The sequence below is a fragment of the Bacteroides sp. 3_1_23 genome (genome assembly GCF_000162555.1).
In the GTDB taxonomy this organism is placed as follows: Bacteria; Bacteroidota; Bacteroidia; order Bacteroidales; family Bacteroidaceae; genus Bacteroides; species Bacteroides ovatus.
Genome location: NZ_GG774949.1, coordinates 2,351,819 through 2,377,440, shown reverse-complemented (window position 1 = coordinate 2,377,440; position 25,622 = coordinate 2,351,819). Strand labels below are relative to the sequence as shown.

Annotated in this window: 16 protein-coding genes; 11 read left to right on the top strand and 5 right to left on the bottom strand. The window is 41.0% G+C overall.

From position 1 onward, the window contains the following. The first annotated feature begins 304 nt into the window (after positions 1-304). The 8 genes from HMPREF9010_RS14945 to HMPREF9010_RS14980 all read left to right on the top strand — a co-directional run bounded on the left by HMPREF9010_RS14945 (position 305) and on the right by HMPREF9010_RS14980 (position 15,617). Positions 305-3,139 carry a two-component regulator propeller domain-containing protein gene (locus HMPREF9010_RS14945; protein ID WP_008648426.1) on the top strand — a complete coding sequence of 945 codons (2,835 nt, stop codon included), beginning with the start codon at positions 305-307 and terminating at the stop codon, positions 3,137-3,139. A gap of 690 nt (positions 3,140-3,829) precedes the next feature. Then, the gene (locus HMPREF9010_RS14950; protein WP_032852533.1) at positions 3,830-4,345 is read left to right on the top strand and encodes an RNA polymerase sigma-70 factor; all 516 of its coding nucleotides are present in this window, start codon (positions 3,830-3,832) and stop codon (positions 4,343-4,345) included. A 69-nt stretch (positions 4,346-4,414) separates the two neighbouring features. Further along, positions 4,415-7,702, top strand: a complete 3,288-nt coding sequence (locus HMPREF9010_RS14955; protein ID WP_032852532.1) for a SusC/RagA family TonB-linked outer membrane protein — start codon at positions 4,415-4,417, stop codon at positions 7,700-7,702. Between the two features lie 12 nt (positions 7,703-7,714). Further along, the gene (locus tag HMPREF9010_RS14960; RefSeq protein ID WP_008648422.1) at positions 7,715-9,439 is read left to right on the top strand and encodes a RagB/SusD family nutrient uptake outer membrane protein; all 1,725 of its coding nucleotides are present in this window, start codon (positions 7,715-7,717) and stop codon (positions 9,437-9,439) included. Positions 9,440-9,476: 37 nt separating this feature from the next. Next, on the top strand, positions 9,477-11,027 hold the full coding sequence (locus HMPREF9010_RS14965; protein ID WP_009040933.1) for an Ig-like domain-containing protein: 1,551 nt from the start codon (positions 9,477-9,479) through the stop codon (positions 11,025-11,027). Positions 11,028-11,062: 35 nt separating this feature from the next. Continuing rightward, a complete protein-coding gene (locus tag HMPREF9010_RS14970) occupies positions 11,063-12,457 on the top strand; it encodes an alginate lyase family protein (protein ID WP_008648418.1) in 1,395 nt (464 codons plus the stop codon). 223 nt (positions 12,458-12,680) lie between these two features. Further along, positions 12,681-14,330: a glycoside hydrolase 43 family protein gene (locus HMPREF9010_RS14975; protein WP_008648417.1), complete on the top strand. Its 1,650-nt coding sequence runs from the start codon at positions 12,681-12,683 to the stop codon at positions 14,328-14,330. A gap of 66 nt (positions 14,331-14,396) precedes the next feature. After that, on the top strand, positions 14,397-15,617 hold the full coding sequence (locus HMPREF9010_RS14980; RefSeq protein WP_008648414.1) for a glycoside hydrolase family 88 protein: 1,221 nt from the start codon (positions 14,397-14,399) through the stop codon (positions 15,615-15,617). Positions 15,618-15,777: 160 nt separating this feature from the next. Here the strand turns inward: HMPREF9010_RS14980 and HMPREF9010_RS14985 are convergent, their stop codons facing one another. From HMPREF9010_RS14985 to HMPREF9010_RS15000, 4 genes are all read right to left on the bottom strand, one after another. Then, positions 15,778-16,254, bottom strand: a complete 477-nt coding sequence (locus HMPREF9010_RS14985) for a copper resistance protein NlpE N-terminal domain-containing protein (protein WP_004296964.1) — start codon at positions 16,252-16,254, stop codon at positions 15,778-15,780. 57 nt (positions 16,255-16,311) lie between these two features. Further along, on the bottom strand, positions 16,312-17,604 hold the full coding sequence (locus tag HMPREF9010_RS14990) for a hemolysin family protein (protein WP_004305907.1): 1,293 nt from the start codon (positions 17,602-17,604) through the stop codon (positions 16,312-16,314). A gap of 185 nt (positions 17,605-17,789) precedes the next feature. Further along, positions 17,790-18,572: a M48 family metallopeptidase gene (locus tag HMPREF9010_RS14995; protein WP_008648412.1), complete on the bottom strand. Its 783-nt coding sequence runs from the start codon at positions 18,570-18,572 to the stop codon at positions 17,790-17,792. A gap of 32 nt (positions 18,573-18,604) precedes the next feature. Then, on the bottom strand, positions 18,605-20,983 hold the full coding sequence (locus HMPREF9010_RS15000) for a TonB-dependent receptor (protein ID WP_008648410.1): 2,379 nt from the start codon (positions 20,981-20,983) through the stop codon (positions 18,605-18,607). Between the two features lie 182 nt (positions 20,984-21,165). Here HMPREF9010_RS15000 and HMPREF9010_RS15005 point away from each other — a divergent pair, with 182 nt between their 5' ends. Together HMPREF9010_RS15005 and HMPREF9010_RS15010 are read left to right on the top strand one after the other, a co-directional pair. Further along, positions 21,166-21,600: a DUF2007 domain-containing protein gene (locus HMPREF9010_RS15005; protein WP_004305917.1), complete on the top strand. Its 435-nt coding sequence runs from the start codon at positions 21,166-21,168 to the stop codon at positions 21,598-21,600. Positions 21,601-21,624: 24 nt separating this feature from the next. Next, entirely contained in the window at positions 21,625-22,443 is an 819-nt protein-coding gene (locus HMPREF9010_RS15010) for an alpha/beta hydrolase (protein WP_004305919.1), read from the top strand. Between the two features lie 502 nt (positions 22,444-22,945). Here HMPREF9010_RS15010 and HMPREF9010_RS15015 read toward each other — a convergent pair. Further along, entirely contained in the window at positions 22,946-24,358 is a 1,413-nt protein-coding gene (locus HMPREF9010_RS15015; protein ID WP_032852531.1) for a S41 family peptidase, read from the bottom strand. A 180-nt stretch (positions 24,359-24,538) separates the two neighbouring features. Between HMPREF9010_RS15015 and mnmA the strand changes: the two genes are divergently transcribed. Then, on the top strand, positions 24,539-25,606 hold the full coding sequence (gene mnmA, locus HMPREF9010_RS15020; protein ID WP_008648405.1) for a tRNA 2-thiouridine(34) synthase MnmA: 1,068 nt from the start codon (positions 24,539-24,541) through the stop codon (positions 25,604-25,606). The last annotated feature ends 16 nt before the right edge of the window (positions 25,607-25,622 follow it).

Genomic DNA, 25,622 nt, shown 5'->3' with positions numbered 1-25,622 from the left:
GATTAATATATTATAGAACAAGGCCTGCATTGTTTTTTTCCATGCAACGTTCAGAAGTGAGAAGAAACCGACAACTGTTATTGTGAATGGTAATAACTTCCCTGTTGTTTACAAAAACGCTCATGTGAAAGTGAAATATCAATAAATCTTCAATAGCATTGAGTAAATAATTTCTCCCCTTCGTATTTGTTTATCACATATAACAGATACGAAGGGGAGACTTTTTTTATAAGAAGGAATGTGCTCTTTTGGAGATTTTTATGTATGTTTGTCACATGTTTAATATGAAAGGAAACGGTTGTAAGTGAAGAACACGATTAAATATCTGATTCTTTTAATCATATACTTGGTTTGTGGTGTAAATCTGCAAGCCCAGAATTATACATTTCGTAATGTAGTCATGTCCGATGGACTGTCCGGGTTATTGGTGAATGCCATTTATAAAGACTCGGAAGGTTTTGTATGGCTAGGAACAGATAATTGCCTCGATCGTTTTGATGGTGTGAAAGTTCGACATTATGAATTTCGAGGCGTGGATTCCGGAAGAAAGAAACGGGTGAACTGCATCACGGAAACAGCCGACAATCAGCTTTGGGTAGGAAACGGTATCGGACTTTGGCGTCTGAATCGTGCGAACGGCCAGTTGGAGAGAATTGTTCCCGAAAAGATAGATTTTGCTGTAAATACCTTACTTCCGGATGGAGATATTCTCTATATCGGTACGGAGAAAGGGCTGTTCATCCAAAAGGACGGGCAATTGCTCCAAGTATTGACCGACCGGAATATGCTGGCTGCCTGTAATCGAATTATGGATCTCTGTCTGAATGAAGATAAAAGTGCGTTATGGCTGGCTACAGTGCAAGGTTTATTCTCTTATTCATTGAAAGATGGTAAGATTGATTCCTGGCATTTCCAGGAGAATGTTCCCGAGGCCGATTACTTCCGCTGCCTGACTCGTATTGGAGAAACCCTTTATCTAGGTACAATGAGCCAGGGAGTCGTTCGTTTCGATATAAACAAAAAGAGCTTTTCGCATACAGTATCTTTAGGCTGTGATGTCATTTCCGACATATCCAGTGATGGAAAGGAGACTGTATATATAGCAACAGATGGCAATGGCGTTCATTTCCTTTCGCATAAAGCCCAACAAGTGACACGTCGTTTTTGTCACGATGTAAGTGATAAAGAAGGTATTCGCAGTAATTCCATTTATTCACTATTGGTGGATGACAGAGGTGCTGTTTGGGTGGGGCACTTTCAGGCAGGTTTAGATTACTCACTTTATCAGAATGGTCTTTTCCAAACTTATGCTTATCCTCCTCTGTTTAACTCTGCCAATCTTTCCATTCGTTCTTATGTCAACAGAGGACACGAAAAGGTCATCGGTTCACGTGATGGTTTGTATTATATAAATGAAACTACCGGAGTCGTAAAGAGTTTTGTGAAACCTGTTTTGACTTCAGATTTGATATTGACAATTTGCTTTTATGAAGGCGAATATTATATCGGTACGTATGGCGGAGGTATGATGGTGTTGAATCCGGAGACGTTATCTCTAAAATATTTTGCCCAGGGAGGAGATGGAGATGCAGAGCTGTTTCAGAAAGGACATATCTTTTGTGTGCGACCGGATGAAAAAGAAAATCTCTGGATAGGCACTTCACAGGGATTGTTCTGTTATAATAGACAGGCAAAGCAGATCAAACACTTTACCAGCGCCAATTCCCAATTGCCGGAAGGTAACGTTTATGAAGTTAGTTTTGACTCTACCGGCAAAGGATGGATTGCCACGGAAACCGGTATGTGTATATATGATCCTGCTTCTCAAAGTTTACGATCGAATGTGTTCCCTGAAGGATTTGTGCATAGGGATAAGGTGCGTACCATTTATGAAGATACAGGACACAACCTTTATTTTATTCGTGAAAAGGGAAGTCTGTTTACCTCTACTTTAACGATGGATCGTTTTCGGAACCGTTCCGTCTTTTCTACGCTTCCTGACAATTCGCTGATGTCGATCGTGGAAGATAACCAAGGTTGGTTGTGGGTGGCTTGCAATGATGGATTGTTACGCATAAAGGAAGAAGGAGAAGAGTACGATGCCTTCACTTTCAATGATGGAGTACCGGGACCCACCTTTACGAATGGGGCTGCTTATAAAGATGAAAAAGGAATATTATGGTTCGGCAACACCAAAGGTTTGATTTATGTCGATCCGAAGCGCGTGGATGAAGTGCGTGGTAAAGTCCGTCCGATTGTGTTTACGGATATATTGGCTAATGGCATTTCTTTTACCAACCCGTCTTTAAAATATAATCAGAATAATCTGACTTTCTGCTTTACGGATTTTGCTTATGGTCTGCCTTCTGCTCTATTATACGAATATCAGTTGGAAGGAGTGGATAAAGACTGGAAACTATTGGCTGCGCAGAATGAGGTTTCCTATTATGGATTATCTTCCGGAACTTATACGTTCCGTGTGCGCCTTCCGGGAAATGAACAGTCGGAGGCTGTTTATCAAGTGACGGTGCGTCCTATGATACCTTGGTGGGGATGGGCACTTTCTGTTTTATTAGTTATAGGCATTATTGCTTTTATACGATATTATGTGTGGAATCGTATGCGCCGCCTGCTTACTTCTCCTGCATCGGCAATCTCCGTATCCGTAGAGAATACACAGCAGAAAGACCGAATGATAGAACAGGCGGAAGTGATTTCTGAAGAGTCTTCTATCGCTGCAACCGAAGAAAAGTATAAAACCAACAGGCTGACTGAAGAAGAATGTAAAGAACTCCATAAGAAACTGGTTGCTTATGTGGAGAAAGAAAAGCCATATATTAATCCTGATTTGAAAATGGGCGATCTGGCTTCTGCTTTGGATACTTCTTCGCATTCATTATCGTATCTTTTGAATCAATATCTCAATCAGTCTTATTATGATTTTATAAACGAATACCGCGTCACTCAATTCAAGAAAATGGTGGTAGATAGTCAATATTCCCGCTATACATTAACAGCACTGGCAGAACTTTGCGGCTTCAGTTCTCGCGCTTCTTTTTTCCGTTCATTCAAAAAGAGTACGGGAGTCACTCCGAATGAATATATTCGTAGTATAGGTGGAACAGCCAAAGAAGAGTAACTTTTCGACTTATTATCACTGAAATCTATTTTATACTCATATCCCTTTCACCCTTCACACCGCCCTATTCATCGGGGTTATAGGGTGAAGGACCTCCCTTCACCAAGTGGATTTTCCTTTTACTAGTCTTTTTCTCGTAATCTATTAATAGATAAGTTCTTCTTCTCCCTATATAAACTTCTTTTGGTCCTATTGCAAAGTTGTTTTTTATAGGGAGTAATCTATAAACGCAAGCTTTGTTTTTATAAATGAAACTTGCGTTTATAAAAACAAAGCTTGCAATTATATAATTGAAGCTTTCATTTATAGTTTACCCTTAATCAAACATAACTTTGCAATAAGTGCAAAGCAAGTTTATCTTTAATGAAACGGAATTTATCTATTAATGTTCGTACTTCATTAATAGCTTTGATGTGACAATGAAACGATCAAATAATAAAATTGAAGAGGGGAAGAGGATGGGAGCAAACGAGCGTAAGTGGAGCAAAGATACGTTGATTTGAGTGATTTGAGTCTCATTTTATAAAGTGATACTCTCTTTTTTGTAAACGTAATATATTGATAATTAGAATTGTATGTTTAAATAAGTCTACCTAGATTCATTGAGATTGATCTGCTTTATTTTCTGGCTGTTATATCCCAAATCACCTCTATATTTGCATCGTGATCAAAACCGAAAAAGATAGTATTATGGAGACAATAGCTAACACTTCCGACAACATTATCACCCGTTCTTATGAAGAATATTATCAGGTGATTCTTACCTATATTACTTATCGTATCACTCATCGCTACGAAGCGGAGGATTTAACCCAGGATGTATTTGTACGTCTGCTGGACTACAAGCAAATGCTCCGTCCGGACACAGTGAAATATTTCTTGTTCACCATTGCCCGCAATATTGTAATCGACTATATCCGTCGTTATTATAAGAAACAGGAGATAGACAGCTACATCTATGATACTATGTCCGCTTCTACCAATGAAACCGAAGAAAAAATTATCGGTGATGATTTAATGACAATGGAACGGACCCGCTTGGCAGCTATGCCCGAACAACGTCGGTTAATTTATACATTGAACCGCTTCGAAAATAAAACGTCTCCGGAAATCGCAAATGAACTGAATTTAAGTTGCAGGACGGTGGAAAACCATTTGTTTCTGGGACGTCGTGAAATGCGCGAGTTTTTCCGGAATTGTATATAATCTTATTCATTAATAAATAACCCTTTGTGCTTATGGAAAAGGAGTCAGAATTTACAAAGAGGTACTTGTATGCCTCACCTTATTTTAGAGAACAAAAATTTAATACTATTTTTAAACCTCAAATTTAATTTTATGAATGATATCTTAAAATGTTCACCGAAAAGATTTTTATTTTCAATGGTGGTTGCTTCTGCCTTATTGACAGGAATACCCCAGAAGACTTATGCAGAAGTTGACAGGTCACAATCTGTGATGCAGACTGTGACTGTGAAGGGAACTGTGTTGGATGCAAATAATGAACCAATAATTGGTGCTAGTGTGCTGATGAAAGGAACTACTAATGGTACAATCACGGATATAGATGGAAACTTTACACTTAGCAATGTCAATCCGGGGACTTTGGTTGTTTCTTATATTGGATATAAAACAAGAGAAATTAATGTGAATGGTAGCGCACCTGTGAAAATTACATTGCAGGAAGATTCTGAAGTGTTGGATGAAGTGGTGGTTGTAGGCTATGGTACCCAAAAAAAATCTTCATTAACAGGTGCTGTTACGGTTGTAGGAGCTAAAATGCTTCAGGAAAAAGGAGGACTGTCTAGTCCATTGGAAGCTTTACAGGGGCAGGTGCCAGGTGTCATGATTACTCGTAGTTCCTCTGCTCCGGGAGATGAGAGTTGGGGATTGAGTTTGCGCGGTTCAGTGTCTGTGAATAGTACAGAACCATTAATTATCATTGATGGTGTGGCGTATGAGAGTGTGAACGAACTTCGGCTGTTGAATCCCAATGATATTGAATCAATGAACTTTTTGAAAGACGGTGCGGCTGCAATCTATGGTTCACGCGCTGCCGGTGGTGTTGTTTTAATTACTACAAAGAAAGGTGCTGAAGGTAAAGTAAAGGTAGAGTATAGTGGTAGTGCTACTTTGAAGACTGTTGGTTTGATGGCCTCTGCTATGAATATCGACCAATGGGCAGATGGTGTAATGACAGCATTGACTAATGATAAAAAGACATCTGACGTATGGTATACTTATGCCGAATTAGCGAAGAAATATAAAGGTTCTTATCTTGATATGCGTTACAGTCCTAATCCATTCGGTTCGACCAATTTTACTGATGTCGCTGATTTTGTATTTACGGATGATGTAAATTGGCTGGATACGCTTTTTGGCGATACATGGAGTACAGAACATAGTTTAAGTGTTTCCGGTGGTTCGGAGAAATCATCTTATCGTATTTCCATGAGTTATCTTTATGATGGTTCTACCTTACAATTTGGTAATAACAACAACCAGCGTTATAACTTTCGTATGAACAATACGTATAAGTTTACTAAGAACCTGAAATTAGATTCTTCTATTTCGTATAATCGTCAGGAACAAGTTGCGCCAACGCAGATTGAATCAGCTTTGTCTGCCACTTTACCTATGCCCGGTCTTCCTTTTGAATCATTGAATGGAAAACCATATGCTTGGGGAACATGGGGATCTCCTGCAGCTGTTGTACGTGATGGAGGCGACAATAAACTCTCTGTTTCTGCTATTTCATTAAGCGAAACTTTGAATTATCAGATTTTTGATTGGCTGTCAGCTAATGCCAATGTAGGATATAGTACAAGTACGGCAGCTCGTAATAAAACAACAAACGCTGTTACTTTTTATAATTATATGGGTGATGTAGAAGTACGGACAGACCCAAGCCAGGCAAACTCAACTTATACACAGACAAGTTCACGAATGGATTTTTACTCTGTCTCCGGATATTTGGCGGCTAATAAGACATTTGCTCAAAAACATAAGCTGAATTTGACGTTGGGCGCGCAGTATGAATTTAAAGAATACACTTATTTCGGTGTAATGGTTAAAGATATTCAGAACGGTATGGAAATAGTAAACGGTTCGGGGGATGTGACTCTGACTGGTGATGAGAAGAAGTATCAGAATGCAAACCTCTCTTATTTCGGACGTTTCAACTATGATTATGATGGACGTTATTTGTTGGAATTGAATGGACGTTATGACGGTTCTTCTAAATTCTTACCTGAAAACCGTTGGGATTTCTTTTATGGTGTTTCACTTGGATGGCGTATAAAAGAAGAATCTTTCTTGCAGAAAGTCGATTGGTTAAGTGATTTGAAATTACGTCTTTCCTATGCCGAAGTGGGTAATCAGAGTGGTATTGGAAATTATGATGGGGTACAGCTCTATAATCTGGTTGCGGCTGGAGATGATGGTGCATATATTGGTTCCAATAAGCTTTCTTATATTAAAACAAATGGAACTCTGGCCTCCACTACACGTAGTTGGGAACGTATTAAGAATTATAATATAGGTGTTGACTTTGGCTTTTTAAATGGAACTCTAACCGGTTCTGTTGAAGCGTTTATGAAGCATAATAATAATATGTTAGTGAATGTTACTTTTCCGGGGACGTTAGGTGATTCTGCTCCGAAAGCTAATGCCGGAAAGTTTGAAGGTTGGGGATATGAAGGTCAGCTTAATTATCGTAACCGGATTGGAGACGTAAATTATCATGTAGGTGGTACTTTTACTTTTGCCCGTAATGAATTAGTCGACTATGGTGGTACAACTGTGTTGAAATCAGGATATGTACAAACACAGCAAGGCTATCCACTAAATTCAATTTTCGGTCTGCGTTACGGAGGTAAAATTCAAAACGAGGAACAGCTGGCTGCTTACAAGACTAAGTATTATAATAATAATGGTATTGGTATGCCATCTAACTTGCGTGTAGGTGACAATATGTATTGCGATGAGAATGGAGATGGTGTGTTGGATGAAAAAGATTATATCTATTTGGGTAGTGATACTCCTGAAATATCTTATTCTTTCAACTTTGGCGCAGATTATAAAGGATTTGATATAAATGTCGTTTTTCAAGGAGCTGCCAATCGATTTGTTTATCGTCCGATTGATAACTGGACTGTTCCATTCCGTAGTAATTATACCAATACAAGCACTGCTTCTCTTGGTAACACATGGAGTCAAAATAACCGGGATGCTTACTACGCTCCATATACTAATGAAAGTAATATCAATAATTATAATTATCAGGCATCTTCTTTGACAGCGCAAGATGGCCGTTACCTTCGTTTGAAGAATGTGACAATCGGTTATACGTTTCCTGCCAAGCTTTTGAATAAAACAAAAGCGATTTCAGGTGCCCGTATATATGTGACAGGAGCAGATTTATGGGAGACCACCAAAATTAAAGATGGATGGGATCCGGAAGCATCGGCTCGAGATACCAATAATACTACTCAAGCTGCTAAGGGAGTGAAACGTTATCCGTTTACTCGTAACTTTACCATTGGAGCTAATTTAACCTTTTAAATAATTGATAATATGAAACTAAAGCAATATATAAAAGCTGCATGTCTTTTTTCCTTCATGGCGGTAACAACTTCCTGCATGAATTTAGAACCATTGTCGGATTTGGGTGATAATCTGGTGTGGAACAATGCTACCAATTTCCAGTTATTTGCCAATCAATTTTATAGTTGGCCTCATGACTTCAACCGTGCTGTATCAGACGAGCCTCATAGTGATTTTCGTTCAGATTTAGTGGCGGGTTCATCTATGAATGTGTATAGCCAGGGTACAAATGCTATTCCTGCTACAGATGCTAATTACACTAGACTATATAAACGTATCTATTATACTAACCTGTTGTTGAAGAATGCTGAAAGTTTTGCTGTACCTGCAGATATTGCAGTGCCTGTTGCTGAAGCAAAATTCTTCCGTGCATATAGTCATTTTGAGTTGGTGCAGCTTTATGGAGACGCCATCGTTCTTACACAACCTTTAGACTTGGACTCTGAAATATTGTATGGGAAGCGTAATGATCGCGGTGAAGTGATAGATCAGGTAATTAAAGATTTGAAGGAGGCAGCCGGCAGTTTACCCGAAACGTCTTCCGAAGCCGGACGATTGAATAAATATATCGCTTATGCCATGTTGTCACGGGTAGCATTATATGAAGGTACCTGGCAAAAATTTCATACAAATGGAAAAGATGCTACTTCAAATACTACTCGCAGCACGGAACTGTTGACTATTGCCAGGGATGCAGCTAATGAGGTTATTAAAGGTGGTAAATATAAAATCTTCTATAATGAAAAATTAGCGAATGAGAGTTATCGTTATATGTTTACGTTAGAAGATGGAGCACAATGCAATCCGGCCAACCTTTCAAAGAGTGATAATACAGAATATATCTTTGTGAAACGTCATCGTAATGGAGATAAAACAGCATGGAATCTGACTCACGGTATGGTGGCAAATGCTTGTTATGTGACTCGTAAGTTGGCGAATATGTACCTTTGTTCTGACGGGTTGCCTATAGGGAAATCATCCAAGTTTCAACAATATGCCGGAGTAACTGATGAATTCCAAAATAGAGATAACCGTATGGGAAATAATATGCTGTATCATGGACAACAGTATTGGAATAACGATGGAAAATGGCGTACAACCTGGACAGATGCAGATTTGACAAGTAGCCTGACCGCTAATGTACGTTCTGGTAGTGGCTATCAAAATCGTAAGTGGGGCACAGAACGTCAGTTGGAAGATTATTACGAATCTTATGACTTTCCAGTTATTCGTTATGCAGAAGTGTTGCTGAATTATGCCGAAGCTGTTTATGAACTAAATGGTACTATAACGGATCCGGAATTAGATTATTCTTTAAATCTGGTTCGTCTTCGTGTCAATCCGGATATGCCAAAATTGAGTAGCAAATTGGTTTCGGCAAACAATCTTTCAATGCGTGAAGAAATCCGTAGGGAGCGTACTGTTGAACTTGTACTGGAAGGTTTTCGCATTGATGATCTGAAACGTTGGGCTACTGCACCAGTTGAGATGCCGCAAGATCAGCTTGGAGTGCAAGTTACAGGGACTTGGTTTGAAACCAACTGGACTGATCATAAACGTTCGCTTAGTAGTGACGGCTGCCTTATACTCTATAGTGATCGTACCTGGAATGATAAACTTTATCTTTATCCGCTACCTTCTGACCAGTTGCAGTTGAATCCACAATTGGAACAGAATCCGGGATGGAAAAACTAAGATGTATTATTGTAATAATGAATAAAAGAAAAAACGTATGAAACAGATATTAAAATATGGGTTAGGTTGTCTGTTTATGACAGCGGTCGTTTCCACATTTCTGTCATGTGATGATAATGATGAGGTATCCCCACTATCTAAAGCGATTTATCCTAAATCGGTAGAAATGATTATTTCAGAAGATTTACAACAACTTATTTATGTGGATGACACGAAAGTGAAAGTCTTGCCCTTAGTAAAAGGAGAGAAAATAGAGTTGGGCTATAATATAACTCCTGATGATGTTACTTATAAAGAGGTAAATTGGACTTCCAGTAATGCAAACGTAGCTACAGTAGATGCTAATGGAACAGTAAATGCTATTAGTGGTGACGGTACAGGTGTAGCGGTGATTCAAGTTGCCCCCAGTGTTTATTATTCGGGTAGCGATGTGGCTAGTGCTTTGAAAGTGTTGGTTGTGAATTCACTGATTAGTGCGGAGAGTATTACGATTACTTCAAGTGCAGATAATGTATATGCAGGAGAAACTGTACAGTTGACAGCTGGGATTTTACCATCTGACGCGACTTATAAAACTGTGAAGTGGTCAAGTTCTGACGAAACTGTTGCTACAGTAGATAAGAATGGAGTTGTTACAGGTTTGGACAGCGGTAAAGGTGCGGCTGTGCCCGTTACTATTACTGCAACTTCTTTAGATGGCGCAAATGTGATCGCAACTAAAGAAATTATCGTGAACTCAATTGTACAACCGGAGGAGGTAGCTATTGACCAAAATTACTCATCGACTAATGGCTATGAATTTGCTATTGCAGAAAAGAGCGTTGCTTTGAACTTTACAACAGTGCCGGAAAATTGTACCAAGTCATTGATAGAGTGGACATCAAGTGATGAAACTATTGCTACGGTGAAGGCAGGTGTTGTTACTTTCAATGCGAATGGGGTGTTTGGCAAGGTTACTATAACTGCCACCTGTCCGGAAACAGGTAATTCTTCGTCTATAGAGTTGAATTTGGCAGAAGGATTAATACGGGAGCTTTTCCGTAATGAGAATTATACATGGGCTAATGCTTCAAATGCGGAATCACATACATGGAATAAAGATGGAGGCTATATAACGATCAATACAAAATTAACCGGTGGTAAATGCCGTGGAGATTTGATTTGTAAGAGTACAACCTCTTGGTTACATTCTGGCAATTATCCTATTTTCGCAGTTCGCATGGATGATGTGAAAGATTATGAGGGAGTAACTGCACGTAATATAACTCTTGACGCATCCGGGATGTGTGATGGTACTAAATATTCCGGTGGTCTAGACGGAAATAACAATAAATGGCTGAATGATTATAAATGTAGCGATGGAAGTCATGTGCTTATTTATGATATGGCCAGTCAGAAATGGGGTACAGGTGGTTTACTCCCGGCAACTGCTGTTGCATCGTTTACAACTCTTCAATTCAAATATGCTGATATTGTATCGTCTACAGCTGTAAGTTATAATGTTTACTGGGTTCAGACGTTCAAAACATTACAGGATGTGCAAGCATATATTAAGTCAGAAGGGCTGACTTATGAAGTGATAAAATAATAGAATAATAAATTAAGGCTCAAAATAGATTCTTTATGAATAAAAATACAATTAAGATAATGGGTTTCGCACTGCTGATAGCAGTGCAGACCTCCTGCCGTGAGAATGAATTCGGAGTAGTGGATTTGACACTTCCGGAAGGAGTATATGTTCCGGTAGAAGCTGAATATACTTACAATCATCCTTGTGCGATGTTTAATCAGGCAGATTTTGATAGGGTAAAGAAAATGCTGAATGATGGGACTGCACCTCAAAAAGTAAAGGATGAGTTTGAAAATCTGAAAAACTCCAGTTATGTATCAGCTTCTTCCTATACTCCGCAACCACAGACAAAGATTGTTCGTGGTGATGTAACTGGAACGGGATTTAGTAGTGAAAACTACAGCTATGCTATGGAGGATGCTGCAGCTGCTTATCAGATGGCGCTTTTATGGAAACTTACCGGTACTGAACAGTATGCAAAGAATGTGGTTAACATTTTGAATCAATGGGCTGCAACCTGTACGGAAGTGACTTCAAATGATGCTAATCATAAATTAGCGGCAGGTGCGCAAGGATATACTTTTGCTAATGCGGCAGAAATAATGCAAACCTATGATGGTTGGACAGAAGCAGATAAAACTACTTTTAAAACGTGGATGGTGAAAGTATTCGCTTCTAAAAATAAAGATTTTCTGGATAATCATCAAGGTAGTAACAATTGTGCTTTACATTACTGGTCGAATTGGGATTTAGTTAATATGTGCTCCTATTTGTCTATTGGTATTTTAACTGAAGATGATGATATGGTTAACTATATTGTGAACTACTTTTATAATGGTGTTGGCAATGGAGCTCTTAATAATTTAATCCAGGGTACTCATGTTGATCCACTGTCTGGTGAAGAGATATGTCAGAATCAGGAAAGCGGACGCGACCAGGGGCATGCTCAAATGTCGGCAGCCGTAACAGCTAATCTTTGTCAGATAGCTTATACATTCTATCAGGATAATAAAGACATTTCCCGACTAGATTTCTTCGCGGCTAATAATAACGCAGTTATGAAAATGGGTGAATATGTAGCACTTAGCAATGCAACGGATGGAGTGAAAAATGACAATTCGGATGGTACATGGCTGATTGATATAACAAAAATACCTTTTAAAGAGTATCAGTACTGTACAAATTGTACATGTAAAGATAAAAATCACGGACAAGATCATAAGGTAGTATCTGACGATGGTCGTGGGGAAGTTCGTCCCGGATGGGAAATTTTCTATACTCACTATGCAAAGATTAAGGGATTGAGCAGTGGTTATAAGTATGCTCAAATACTGGCGGATAAAATGCGTCCTGAAGGTGGGGCAGGAGAGACTGCTAATCGCTACGGTTCTAATAGTGGCGCTTTTGACCAATTGGGCTGGGCTACGTTAATGTTATATCGTGAATAAAATGGGTATGAGTTTTTAGATAAATAGAAAAAAGTTGGAAAGGGATTAGGTATTTACCTAATCCCTTTCGTATATATAAGTAAATAGGTCAGTAAATAGATTGTTTTGAAATCAGAGATGATAGGATTCAGTTTTAAAAGTGATTGGTTTTTATATAAGGTAGAAAGAACCTGTTTTTAGGAATAACGAATCTAGTTTTGAATGAAATTGATTAGTAAGGTATATGCGTAAAAAGATTCTGTTTTTAGCAGGAATGATGGCTTGCAGTTCATTGGCAGGCGCACAAGAAATTTCTAAGACCTGGGTGGCTGATAAGGGGAATGGAACTTATCAGAACCCAGTTCTTCATGCTGACTATTCAGACCCGGATATCTGTGCGGCCGGAGATGATTTCTATATGACAGCATCCAGCTTTAATTGTATTCCCGGAATTCCTATTCTTCATTCCAATGATTTGGTTAATTGGTCGTTAGTAAACTATGCGTTACCGGTTCAGGAGCCGGAACCTTTCTTCGATAAGGCACAGCATGGTAAAGGCGTATGGGCACCGGCTATTCGTTTTCATAACGGAGAATTTTATATTTACTGGGGGGATCCGGATTATGGAATTTATATGATTAAAACCAAAGACCCGAAAGGAAAATGGAGCAAACCTGTATTGGTAAAAGCAGGGAAAGGAATGATTGATGCAACTCCTTTGTGGGATGAAGACGGAAAAGTATATTTGATACATGCTTATGCCGGAAGTCGTAGTGGGGTGAACAGTATCCTCGTCATTTGCGAACTGAATGCGGAAGGAACAGAAGTTATTTCCGATCCGGTGATGGTGTTCGACGGAAATGATGGAAAGAATCATACCGTAGAAGGACCGAAGCTCTATAAACGCAACGGATACTATTATATTTTTGCTCCGGCAGGAGGGGTAGCAACCGGTTGGCAATTGGTGCTTCGCTCAAAGAACATCTATGGCCCTTACGAATCGAAAATCGTGATGGCACAAGGAAAGACAACGATAAACGGCCCCCATCAGGGCGGCTGGGTAGACACCAACACAGGAGAATCCTGGTTCGTCCATTTTCAAGATAAAGGCGCTTACGGACGTGTGATCCATCTGAATCCGATGATGTGGGTAAATGACTGGCCTGTAATCGGAGTGGACAAGGATAAAGACGGTTGCGGTGAACCTGTAACGACTTATAAGAAACCGAATGTGGGAAAGACCTATCCGATTGCTACTCCGCCGGAGAGTGACGAATTCAATACCCGGCATTTGGGATTACAATGGCAATGGCATGCCAATAAAAAAGACACCTACGGGTTTACTACCGATTTGGGATTTATCCGTCTTTATACAGGCAGTCTGTCGAAAGAGTTTGTGAACTTCTGGGAAGTTCCTAATCTGTTGATGCAAAAGTTCCCGGCTGAAGAATTTACAGCTACGACCAAGCTGACATTTACTGCCAAGCAGGATGGAGAACAAACCGGAATTATTGTGATGGGATGGGATTATAGTTATCTTTCTATTCGCAAGGCGGGCGATCAGTTTATTCTGCAACAGGCAGTTTGTAAGGATGCGGAACAGCAAAATCCTGAACAGATAAAAGAATTGGCAAACATTCCGGTAAAATATTTGAAGATGCCGGGAGTAGCAGATAATGAATGGCAAACTGTTTACTTGCAAGTAAAGGTTCGTAAAGGAGCCGTTTGTACACTTGCTTATAGTCTGGACGGGAAGAAATATACGACAGTAGGAGAGTCTTTCACAGCCCGTCAGGGCAAATGGATTGGAGCCAAAGTCGGACTATTCTGTGTGACTCCGAATGAAGGCAATCGGGGATGGGCAGATGTCGATTGGTTTCGGATGAATAAGTAATTGACCAATCAATAATTGACAAAGAGAAATAAAGATTAAGAATTAACTCGAAGATATCAGATTAAGATGAAAAAGATTGTAGTAGGTTTGGCTGTGATGTTAGGTTTCTGTACGTGTGTTCATCAGCCGTCCGGTACATTGGATGTGAATAAGGCATTGGACTATTGTGCAGAGCAGACACAACGTACGCTTGCGGAACTGAAAACAGACTCCGGCATCGACTATACAATGATGCCACGTAATATCATGACTGACGAACATCATTGGAATTGTCGGAAAGCGACGAAGGAAGAATGGTGTGCCGGTTTCTGGCCCGGAGTATTGTGGTATGATTACGAATATACGAAAGATAAACAGATTCAGAAAGAAGCGGAGAAGTTCACGAACTCACTGGAATTCCTTTCCAAGACTCCGGCTTTCGACCATGATTTGGGCTTCCTCGTGTTCTGTAGCTACGGAAATGGTTACCGCCTGACCAAGAATCCGGCTTACAAACAAGTGATTCTTGATACAGCCGATACGTTGGCTACTCTGTTCAATCCTATCGTAGGAACCATCCTTTCATGGCCTCGTGAAGTGGAACCCCGCAACTGGCCGCACAATACCATCATGGATAACATGATTAACCTCGAAATGCTTTTCTGGGCAGCGAAGAATGGTGGAAATCCTTATTTATATGATATTGCCGTTTCTCATGCCGATAAAACGATGAAATGCCAGTTCCGTCCCGACTATACATCTTACCATGTAGCGGTATACGACACCATTACAGGTAATCTGATAAAAGGAGTAACCCACCAAGGTTATGCTGACAGTACCATGTGGGCGCGTGGTCAGGCATGGGCAATCTATGGATACACGGTAGTTTATCGTGAAACGAAAGATCCTAAGTATCTTGATTTCGCGCAGAAAGTGACAGATGTCTATCTCGAACGTCTGCCGGAAGACAAGGTTCCTTATTGGGATTTCAGTGCACCGGGAATACCGGATGCTCCGCGTGACGCTTCTGCTGCGGCAGTGGTGGCCTCTGCTTTGCTTGAACTATCCACTTACCTCCCGAATGGAACCGGAAAACGTTATAAAGATGCAGCTATCGAAATGCTGGCAAGCCTGAACTCTGACAGTTATCAGAGTGGCAAGAGCAAACCGTCTTTCCTGCTTCATAGCGTAGGGCATTGGCCGGCTCATTCAGAGATAGATGCTTCTATTATTTATGCAGATTATTATTATATCGAAGCCTTGTTGAGGCTGAAACGTCTGCAAGAAGGACACGGAGTATTGGGATAACAGTATTACCGGGCTTATGAATACGGTAATATCAAAGTATCGGTAGAACTAATAAAGTGAATAATTAGATTAGTATAGATGATAGAGTAAAAAACGAAAAGCTCTGCAAGAACGAAGGTTCCGTGCAGAGCTTTTTTTACTGGTTAGGGTTAGGTTTATTTTATTGTTTTACCTTGATGATGTCATAATTCAGATCGCTGACAGCTTCTTGCAAGCTATCGTTCACCAGACGAAGAGTGGTGTCATTTACAATCACGAAATACATCGGAGCTTCACCATCCTTCGGAGTTAACTTAACAGCAGTCACAGGTTTTTTGTTCACTACCTTGTGTACAGTCTGCTGTTTTCCTTTTGAAGTGAAAGTCTTGTTTTGTCCTTGACCTTCAGCATCGAGGTAAGTCATATCCAGTGTATACGCAGTATCCACACCGTCAGTTGCAGCGTTCAGGGTTAGTACATAGTCAATACCCGGACCGTCGGCAGCAGGAAGAGTACCTTCATAAACTTCAGTTAGTTCGGTAATCGGAGTCATAGCAAGAGCTAGACTGTCTGCTTGAGCCTCTGCGGCTTTGTTTGCTTTTGATTGGCATGATGCCAAAGCAGCTACGACTGCTGCTAACATAATTACTTTTTTCATCGTTAAGTGCTTTAAGTTAATATAAATATAGTGAGCTATTGCTCGTTTTTTGCTATCCTATTCCTGCTCTTCGTCCCGTTTGATGACAAGCAGTTTGTCTACTCGTCCGCGGTCCATGTCCACCACTTCGAATTGCAGATTCTTGTAGGTGAAGATGTCTCCCGCTTTCGGGATACGGCCAATCAGGAACATGGCTAATCCCCCCAGAGTGGTGAAGTCTTCCGATTCCAGATCTTCATAGGATAAAATCCCCATTTCCTCCATGAAGTCGTCGATGTTCATTGAAGCTTCCACCAGCATCGAACCATCCTGCCTTGTGACGATTTCTTCTTCTTCCGTTTCATCCTCTTCAAGGATGTCTCCGAAGATACTTTCGGTCAGGTCGTGCAGTGTGATAATGCCTTCTGTGCTGCCATACTCGTTAACAACAACTCCGAACTTGTTTTTGTTCTTCTTAAATAGCTCTAAAACTTTATTTGCATATAAACTTTCCGGAATAAAGAGGGGAGGACGGGCTATTTCGCGTAAGTTAAACAGCTTTTTACTGCCTATCATCAGGATAATATCCTTTACGGAAACCACACCGATAATCTCATCTTTCCGTTCGTCCACCAACAGATATTTGCTATAATGTTCTTCTTCGATTGTCTTCATCACCTTTTCCTGCGTATCATCAGGGTGAAGGATAATGAGATCTCTGCGATGCGTCATCAGTTCGTTAGCCCGTTTGTCGGAGAAGCGGAACACATCACGTATCATTTCCGTTTCCTCTTTGTCAATCACACCCTGTTCCGAACTTTGATGGAGAATCATTTTGATTTCCTCCTGCGTCATGGGGCGTTCTTCGCTTTTCAAACCGATGAGTTTATTCAGTAGCCGGGTAGAGACACTCAGCAACCATACAAAAGGATAAGAAACCTTTGTCAGGAGAATCATGACCGGGCTGAACAAAGTGGCGTATCGCTCGGGATTACTAAGAGCGATAGATTTGGGTACTAGCTCTCCGATAATCAGAGAAAGATAGGTAATGATTGCTACGGTAGTAATCATTGCCAGGTTGCGTGCATAAGCTTCTGCGCCCGGAATGAGGGAAAAGAAAGGAACGAGGTCGTCGGCAATAGCCACACCACCATACGCACCGGATACGATACCGATCAGCGTAATACCGATCTGAATGGTAGATAAGAACTTTTCCGGTTCTTCCAATTGTTTTAAAACTCCACGGGCTGATTTGTTACCTTTTGCGACAAGTGTTTCAAGACGTGCTTTGCTGGATGATACCAGCGCAATTTCATACATGGCAAAAATGCCATTCAGTACAAGTAAGAGAAGTATGATAAGAAATTCCATAAATGGATTAAAATGGTTATAGGGTCGAAATTACAAGAAATCAGGGCACTATGCAAATCTATGTTATAGATTAATGATTTTTTAATAATAGTGTGTCCTTTTTTATCAAAAACAGAGGAGGAGATACATTGGTTTGTCAACCGCAGTATCTCCTCCTTTATTTGATTTAGGAACGATGTCCGTTATTATTTAGCGTAGGTTGCTGCTTTTGCTTTCGCACGTTCGATACGTTTCATGGCATCCGGGTGTGACGAGAACATCTTTTGCAGGTAAGAAGCTTGTGGAGCATCTTTCGACAGTTCGGACAACTTAGTCAGTGAGTTAGCCATTGCATACGGGTCGATACCGTTCTTTACACAGAACTCTACTCCGTAATCATCCGCTTCGCTTTCCTGCTTCTGTGAATATTGTGCGCCTGCCAGAGCTTCAGCCATAGCTCCCAGCTCGGAGTCGGTCAGTTTGGCTACTTTATCGCTGCTGGCACCTGCTGCATTCTTCACGGCTGAACGGAGATAAGCATTCTTCATGGCATCTTTAGAATCTGTGTGAACTACGTGGCCAATCTCATGTCCTACCACTGCCATCACTTCTTCATCCGTCATCACATCCATCAGACCGGCGCAAATACGTACACTACCGTCGCCACAAGCGAAAGCATTTACGTCTACCACTTCATATACACCAAAGTTAAGTTTCAGTCCATCCACTTCTTTGATATGTCCCGTCAACTTCTCCAGACGTTTGCCATATTCAGTATCAGGTTTGGTCAATGGATTATGAGCATCCATCCATACCATATACTCCTTACTCATGTTGGCGATGTCCGCATCAGATAAAGTAACGGCTGATACTACGTCTTTACCGGCTTGTAACGCTTTTCCCAAATTAATCTTCTTGCCGAATTGTGCAGAAGCTGTCATACCCATGCCTAACAATACGAAGGCAATCATAGCGATTTCTCTTTTCATACTCTTTTCTAGTTTACAGTTTTATGCATAAATTAATACTCAAATGTTATTCCTAATGTGGGGAGCAATGTCCCGCTCGATTGTTTGAGGCGTTTCATTTTATAGTGTTGACTGTCGGCAGGGGCTTCCGGATTTTCGATGATACCGGTGCTCATCAGTACATCTTGCTGTTTCAGTTTGCTTACCGTGATATTTTGCAAATCAAGATAGAATCCCAGCATACAATGTTTCAGATAAAATGTCTTGTCGATACGGAGGTCTACCTGTGCAAAAGCCGGAAGACGTTCTTTATTATATTTAGAATAGTCGTAATATGCTTTACCTTGTGCATCCCAGGCAGATACCAGAGATGACTTTTCTTCATCATAAGGCGTATAAGGAGCACCGCCGATGCAACTGACTTTCATCCCGACACTCCATTGGCGCGGCAGATTGTAGGTTCCCCGTAAGTTGAAGATATACCGGTTGTCCCATGCGGATGCAATGTATTCACTCTCTTTGTCGTTGCGGTATTCGCTTTTAGATAAGGTAAAGGAAGAAGCCAGATTCAGTTTCTTGGCGATCAGCCATTTCACCAAAATCTCCGCACCATACGAACGTCCCTGGGCGGTGGAGGTCAGCAATTCGTTGCCAATCACCCCGTAGTCATTTCCTTTGCAGGTAAGAGGAATGCCATCCACAACGGAGAGCGGAATTTTATCATAATCTTTGTAGAATCCTTCCACGGAAACTTCGAAAGTATCTCCTTTGCGCCAACTGATACCCAGACTTTCCTGGCTGACTTTCATATAGCGGAGATTGTATTTGTTGACATACGTTCCGTTATTATCCTTAAAACCGAGAGCCGTGTAAGGAGGCAACTGGTAATAAAGTCCTGCATTTCCGCTTAAAAACCAGTGATCGGCAAGTTGATAGGAAAGCGATATGCGCGGTGAAAGCTGGTCGGAGAGTGATTTCATCGCCGATGAATAATTGTTGGCATCCGCTCTCAATCCCAAAGAAGCAGTGAAGCGTTCGTCCATCGAAGAGTAGCTGATAGTGCCGAAAAGTCCCCAGCGCATCATCCCCAAATAAGTATGGTAATCAAACGTTTGTGCCTGATTGGTATATGCCTTTTGAAAGGTGGTGTTGGTATATTGGCTGTAATCCAGGTTCAATCCGAGGTTGACCTTCCAGTTGCGGAAAGAAGAATTGTTTTCGAAACGGAACTTTGTCTCTTGTTCGGTAGAACGGAGGCGGAGCATCAGATTCTCCGGAATACTTTCATCATTCTGACGGTATTTGGTGTTGCGGTTGTTCAGATAGCTGTGACTGACTACCACTGACTGCACATGTGCGCCTGCATAATGACGATAAACGGCTCCCAATGTAAATGTCTCCTGCTTGATTTTCGGCAGGTAACTAAGAATATATTCGTTGTCTTCGCTATCCGCTTTCGTGTTCAATCGCATATTGTCGATTCCTCCGAGTCCCAGCACTGTCAACTCGTTCTGTTCGTTAAACCGGGTTTTCAATTTGAACTGCGCATCGGTGAAAGTCGGCAGGAAAGGGAGGTCGAGCATATCAAACAGGAACTGCAGATAAGATTGACGTATAGATACCAGATAAGAGGTCTTTTTCCCGATATGCCCGTTGGAGGCGAGTGAGACTTCGGATGCTCCGAGGGTAGCCTTTACAGAGTTGTGCTCCATATCTCCGTCGCGCAACTTGAAATCAAGAACGGAACTAAGTGCGTTTCCTCTATCAGTGGGGAAAGCACCGGTGTAGAAATTGACTTCACGTATCAGGTCGGCATTGAGGATTCCCACCGGACCACCGGAGGCTCCTTGCGTACTGAAGTGATTGATATTGGGAATTTCCACTCCATCCAAGTAGAAACGGTTTTCAGAAGGAGAACCACCGCGCACAATCAAGTCGTTGCGGTATCCAATCGGTGAGAAGGCAACTCCCGGATAAGACTGAACAATACGTGAAATGTCCCGATTAGCTCCCGGACTTTTTTCTATTTCCTGCAATCCGATAATGCGCAGGCTGACGGGGCTTTCCAAATCACGTCGGAAAGGAGAAGCGGTGACGGTTACTCCTGCGAGTTCGGTCAGGTTCTCTTCCATCTCTATCGAGATATTCAGATCTTTGGTAGATACAATATATTCGGGAGTAGTGACACTTTTGTAGCCGATGGCAGTTGCTTGCAGGCGGTAGATGCCGGGAGGTACTTGTTCGATGGTGAAATGGCCTTCCGCATTGGTGACGCCACCTTTGTTCAGCCCGAGAACCATTACGTTAATGAACTCTAATGGTTGACGGCTGTTTTTCTCAATAACCGTTCCCCTGATTCGATGTACAGGTTGTGCCTGTAGCAGGGAAAGTAGAAGGTTTGAAAATAGTAGCAGTGTCAACAGTCTTTTCATGTGATTGCGAATTATTGCTGCGAAAGTACAAAAAAAGTATTAAAGAATGATACCTTCCGTGAATAAAAATAGAGTCACTTCTTATTTGATTCGTTTTACTTCCTGATAAAGTTAGCCGGATTTTGTTTCTCATTTCATTTTTATGTCTTATTTTTGTAGGACATATTAAAAACAGATTCCTTATGAAGACTGTAAAACTGATAACTTGTAATGATGCGATGAAAGCACATATCCTTCAAGGGGCATTGGAGAATGAAGGCATCGAGTCTATTCTGCACAATGAGAACTTCTCTACTTTGTATAAAAGTTGTGTGAGCAGTATAGCGGGGGTGGATATATTGGTGGCAGATGAAGACTACGAGAATGCTGTTCAAGTGTTGAAGGATAACGATAGTTGGCCGGAAGAATTAACGCTTTGTCCGTATTGCGGTTCATCGGACATTCAGTTGGTTTTGAGAAAAGGAAAGCGCTGGCGTGCGATGGGGGCTGCTATCATTTCTGCATTAATGGTCATTCCCCCGGGAGACAACCACTGGAACTATACCTGTAAACAATGTCATAAAACCTTTGAAATGCCGGTTTCTAAATTTGATCCTTCCGCAGTAGCAGAGGAATAACTATATCTAACTATATAACACACAATGAAAAAGAAAAAACTTCTATTAATTGCTCTTTTTTTAGTATGGGTGGCTCCTTCGTTTGCTGCCAAAGTAGATACTTTATTAATTAAAAGTCCTTCCATGAATAAGGATGTGCAAGTGGTGGTGGTAACGCCGGATGCTGCGCTGGGGAAGAAAGCAGTAGTTTGTCCCGCCATTTATTTGTTGCACGGTTACGGTGGAAATGCTAAAACATGGATTGGAATTAAACCGAATCTTCCTCAAATTGCGGACGAAAAAGGAATTATATTCGTTTGTCCGGACGGAAAGAATAGCTGGTACTGGGATAGTCCGCTCAATCCGTCTTATCGTTATGAAACTTTTATTTCATCGGAACTGGTGAAGTATATCGACGAACATTACAAGACGATTGCCGACAGAAAAGGACGTGCCATCACCGGATTAAGTATGGGTGGACACGGAGCGATGTGGAATGCGATCCGTCATAAAGATACGTTTGGTGCCAGTGGAAGTACAAGCGGAGGGATGGATATTCGCCCGTTCCCGAAAAACTGGGACATGTCCAAGCAGTTGGGAGAATATGAATCTAACAAGGAAGTATGGGATAATCATACCGTTATCAATCAGATTGATAAGATAGAGAATGGCGATTTGGCTATCATTGTCGATTGTGGAGAAGGAGATTTCTTTTTGAATGTGAACAAGGATTTGCATAACCGCCTGTTAGAAAAAAAGATCGATCATGATTTTATTACCCGTCCGGGAGGACATACAGGGCAGTATTGGAATAACTCCATTGATTATCAGATTCTGTTCTTTGATAAGTTTTTCAAGAAATAAAACCGGGAATACTTGACTTTGGCTTTTCAATGTTGTATCTTTGGTACAGAATCATAAAATAGATTGAGGTTAAACTACGATAGAAGGAGGGAGCGGAAGCTTTCTCCTTTTTTGTTGTATGCTGCGGTGACGGAGAATCTCACCCCGGCTTGTAGCGGTTGTAAGCCCGGGTCTAAAGACTCTTTAGCTGCTGGGGGACGGTAAATCAGGTGTTTTATCAGGGTAAATCATACGCTCTGTTAAGTGTAAACCGATGCTTTGTTAGATGTAAACCGACGCTTTGTTTAGTAGAATCAGACGGTCTGTTTTGAAAAGGTGGAATAATGGGATTCTTTTGTTAATGATGCGTAAATCTGCTATTGACAAAAGGAACGAAACAATCCGATTATAGGAGAATCATTTCGTTCCTTTATATAAGTATCTATACTGAATTTATATCACAGGATTTTCTGATCGTGTATTTACCAACAATCCATTACCCCAATGGCAATTCCTTATTGTTTTACTTGATTCTTAATCCGTTTCCTCCTGTGAATACCCGGCTTGAAGGACTATTTACACTTTTCTCTATCTTTAAACGTTGTGCATTTTGAGTTGTTTCCGTATCATCTTTAGGGGGATAAGTACCATTCAAAAAACCGAGTGCCACGCTTAATAGTGTTTCGTTTGGATTGCCAAAAGGTAAGAAATTCAAATAATCGGTTGAAGCGTTAACGGAGTAAGTTGCTTTAAATCCCGAATAAGTGGTATGCTCTGAATTGTATATTGTACATACGACGGGATTGATAGACCATAGAAACTCTTCATTGACGAATTGTTCTGTAGCTACATTTTGTCCTTTAGTTGAACTACCGATAGCAACCAGTTGCTTAACTTTTTCGTTCAAACAATGCATTAACATTTCTGGTGCTCCTGCAGTTTCGCCACTGATGAGTACAATAAGAGTGCTTAAATCAAGATTCTTACCGGAGGGAGCTAATAGTTCGGAGTCAAATGTCAAGGTTGCATCCTTGACCGTATTCTTGTTGTTGTATTCAAGAAACGCCATCGTCTCTCCCAGATAAAAAGACGGTACAAGAATTGCACTTAATAACTGTACACAGTCAATGCTTCCTCCTTTATTATAACGTAGGTCAAGTATCACTTTATGGATATTCTTTTGAGCAAGTTCCTCCGACCAGGCACGTAGTTCATTGTTGTATTTTTCCGTATCATCTTTGGTGCCTGCTATAAAGCTATTATACATTAAATATCCTACTTCACCATCTTTATACGGGAGTATTGTCTTGTAATGTACCGGATTGTCTACTAATGATACAGCTGCACCGATCTTTACCGGATCACCTACTGGCACTACCCGATAGATATCATCTTCTTCCTCTTCTGCAGGAGGGTCTTCCGGTTCTATCTTCTGATATACTCCAAGAGTAACTTCTAATGGCTCTGTACCTTGCAGTAATTTTGTTTCATATTTCTTACTGATATATGAAGTGTCTACTTTCACAATCCATTTACCACGTTCCAAGCCTGCTTGAGCCGCCGGTGAACCTGGAATAACATAAGTAATCAGTGCATTATAGGCAGTATCAATATCCGGATTCCGGACCAGCGAGTAATCAAATCCATAACTAGGCAATGGAGTTTCCATCACAGAATCCACAAACGAATAACTGTCGCTTTTCGATTTCACTTTAGACAAGAACGAAGCAGGATCCAGAAACAGATTCACATCATCGTAGGAAGGTAGATCTTGATACCACAGATAGTTCTGCTGCATGATGTCGTACATCCATGTATCCAGTGCGGTCTGATGGGCATACTCCGGCCAGCGGTCGACACCACAGGAGAAAAAGCCACTGATAAATACGATGCTCAGGGCAGGTATGAGGATTATCTTTCTTAATTTCGTCATCATAAAAAGCTTTTTACTGTGCAAATGTAGGAAATACTTTGCTTATCTACCACATTTATGGTATAAAAATGCCTTCAATATGTGATTGGCTGTTAGAGATTCTTGCCTTATCTTTGTAGCATAGAATTTTTTAATAGGTATTAGCTTACATATAGAACGTTATTAATAGACGAATCATTATTCATGGATATAGCTGCATTATTATCAGGAGGTGTCGACAGTTCGGTTGTTGTACATCTCCTTTGTGAGCAAGGATATAAGCCCACTCTTTTTTATATTAAGATAGGCATGGACGGAGCGGAATATATGGACTGTTCGGCAGAGGAAGATATTGAATTATCTACTGCTACGGCACGTAAGTACGGTCTGTCTTTGGAGGTAGTGGATTTGCATCAGGAGTATTGGGAGAATGTAGCGGCCTATGCCATTGATAAAATCCGGCAGGGACTGACGCCTAATCCGGATGTGATGTGTAATAAGCTTATCAAATTCGGTTGCTTTGAACAGCGTGTTGGGAAAGACTTCGACTTTACGGCAACCGGTCATTATGCCACCACCTTGCAACGCAACGGTAAAACTTGGTTGGGCACAGCGAAAGACCCTGTGAAAGACCAGACAGACTTTCTCGCACAGATTGATTACTTGCAAGTTTCCAAACTCATGTTTCCCATTGGAGGTTTGATGAAACAAGAAGTACGTGAGATTGCCAATAAAGCCGGATTGCCGAGTGCCAGAAGGAAAGATAGTCAGGGTATCTGTTTTCTCGGGAAGATAAACTACAATGATTTTGTCCGTCGCTTTTTAGGAGAAAAGGAAGGGGCGATTATTGAATTGGAAACCGGAAAGAAATTGGGTACACATCGCGGCTATTGGTTTCACACAATCGGCCAGCGCAAAGGGCTTGGATTGAGTGGTGGTCCCTGGTTCGTAGTCAAGAAGGATATTGAAGAAAATACAATTTATGTGTCCCGCGGTTACGGTGTGGAAACACAGTACGGCAATGAATTCCGGATGCATGATTTCCATTTCATTACTGATAATCCCTGGAAAGGGCAGGAGAAGGAGATAGACATCACTTTCAAGATTCGTCACACTCCCGACTTTACCAAAGGAAAACTGATACAGGAAGGAGAGAAGCAATTCCACATTTTGTCCTCTGAAAAGCTGCAAGGCATTGCTCCGGGGCAGTTTGGGGTGATTTATGATGAAGAGACGAAAGTTTGCGTGGGAAGCGGAGAAATCGTCTGTTAAATAGTTCCCTTAGAGG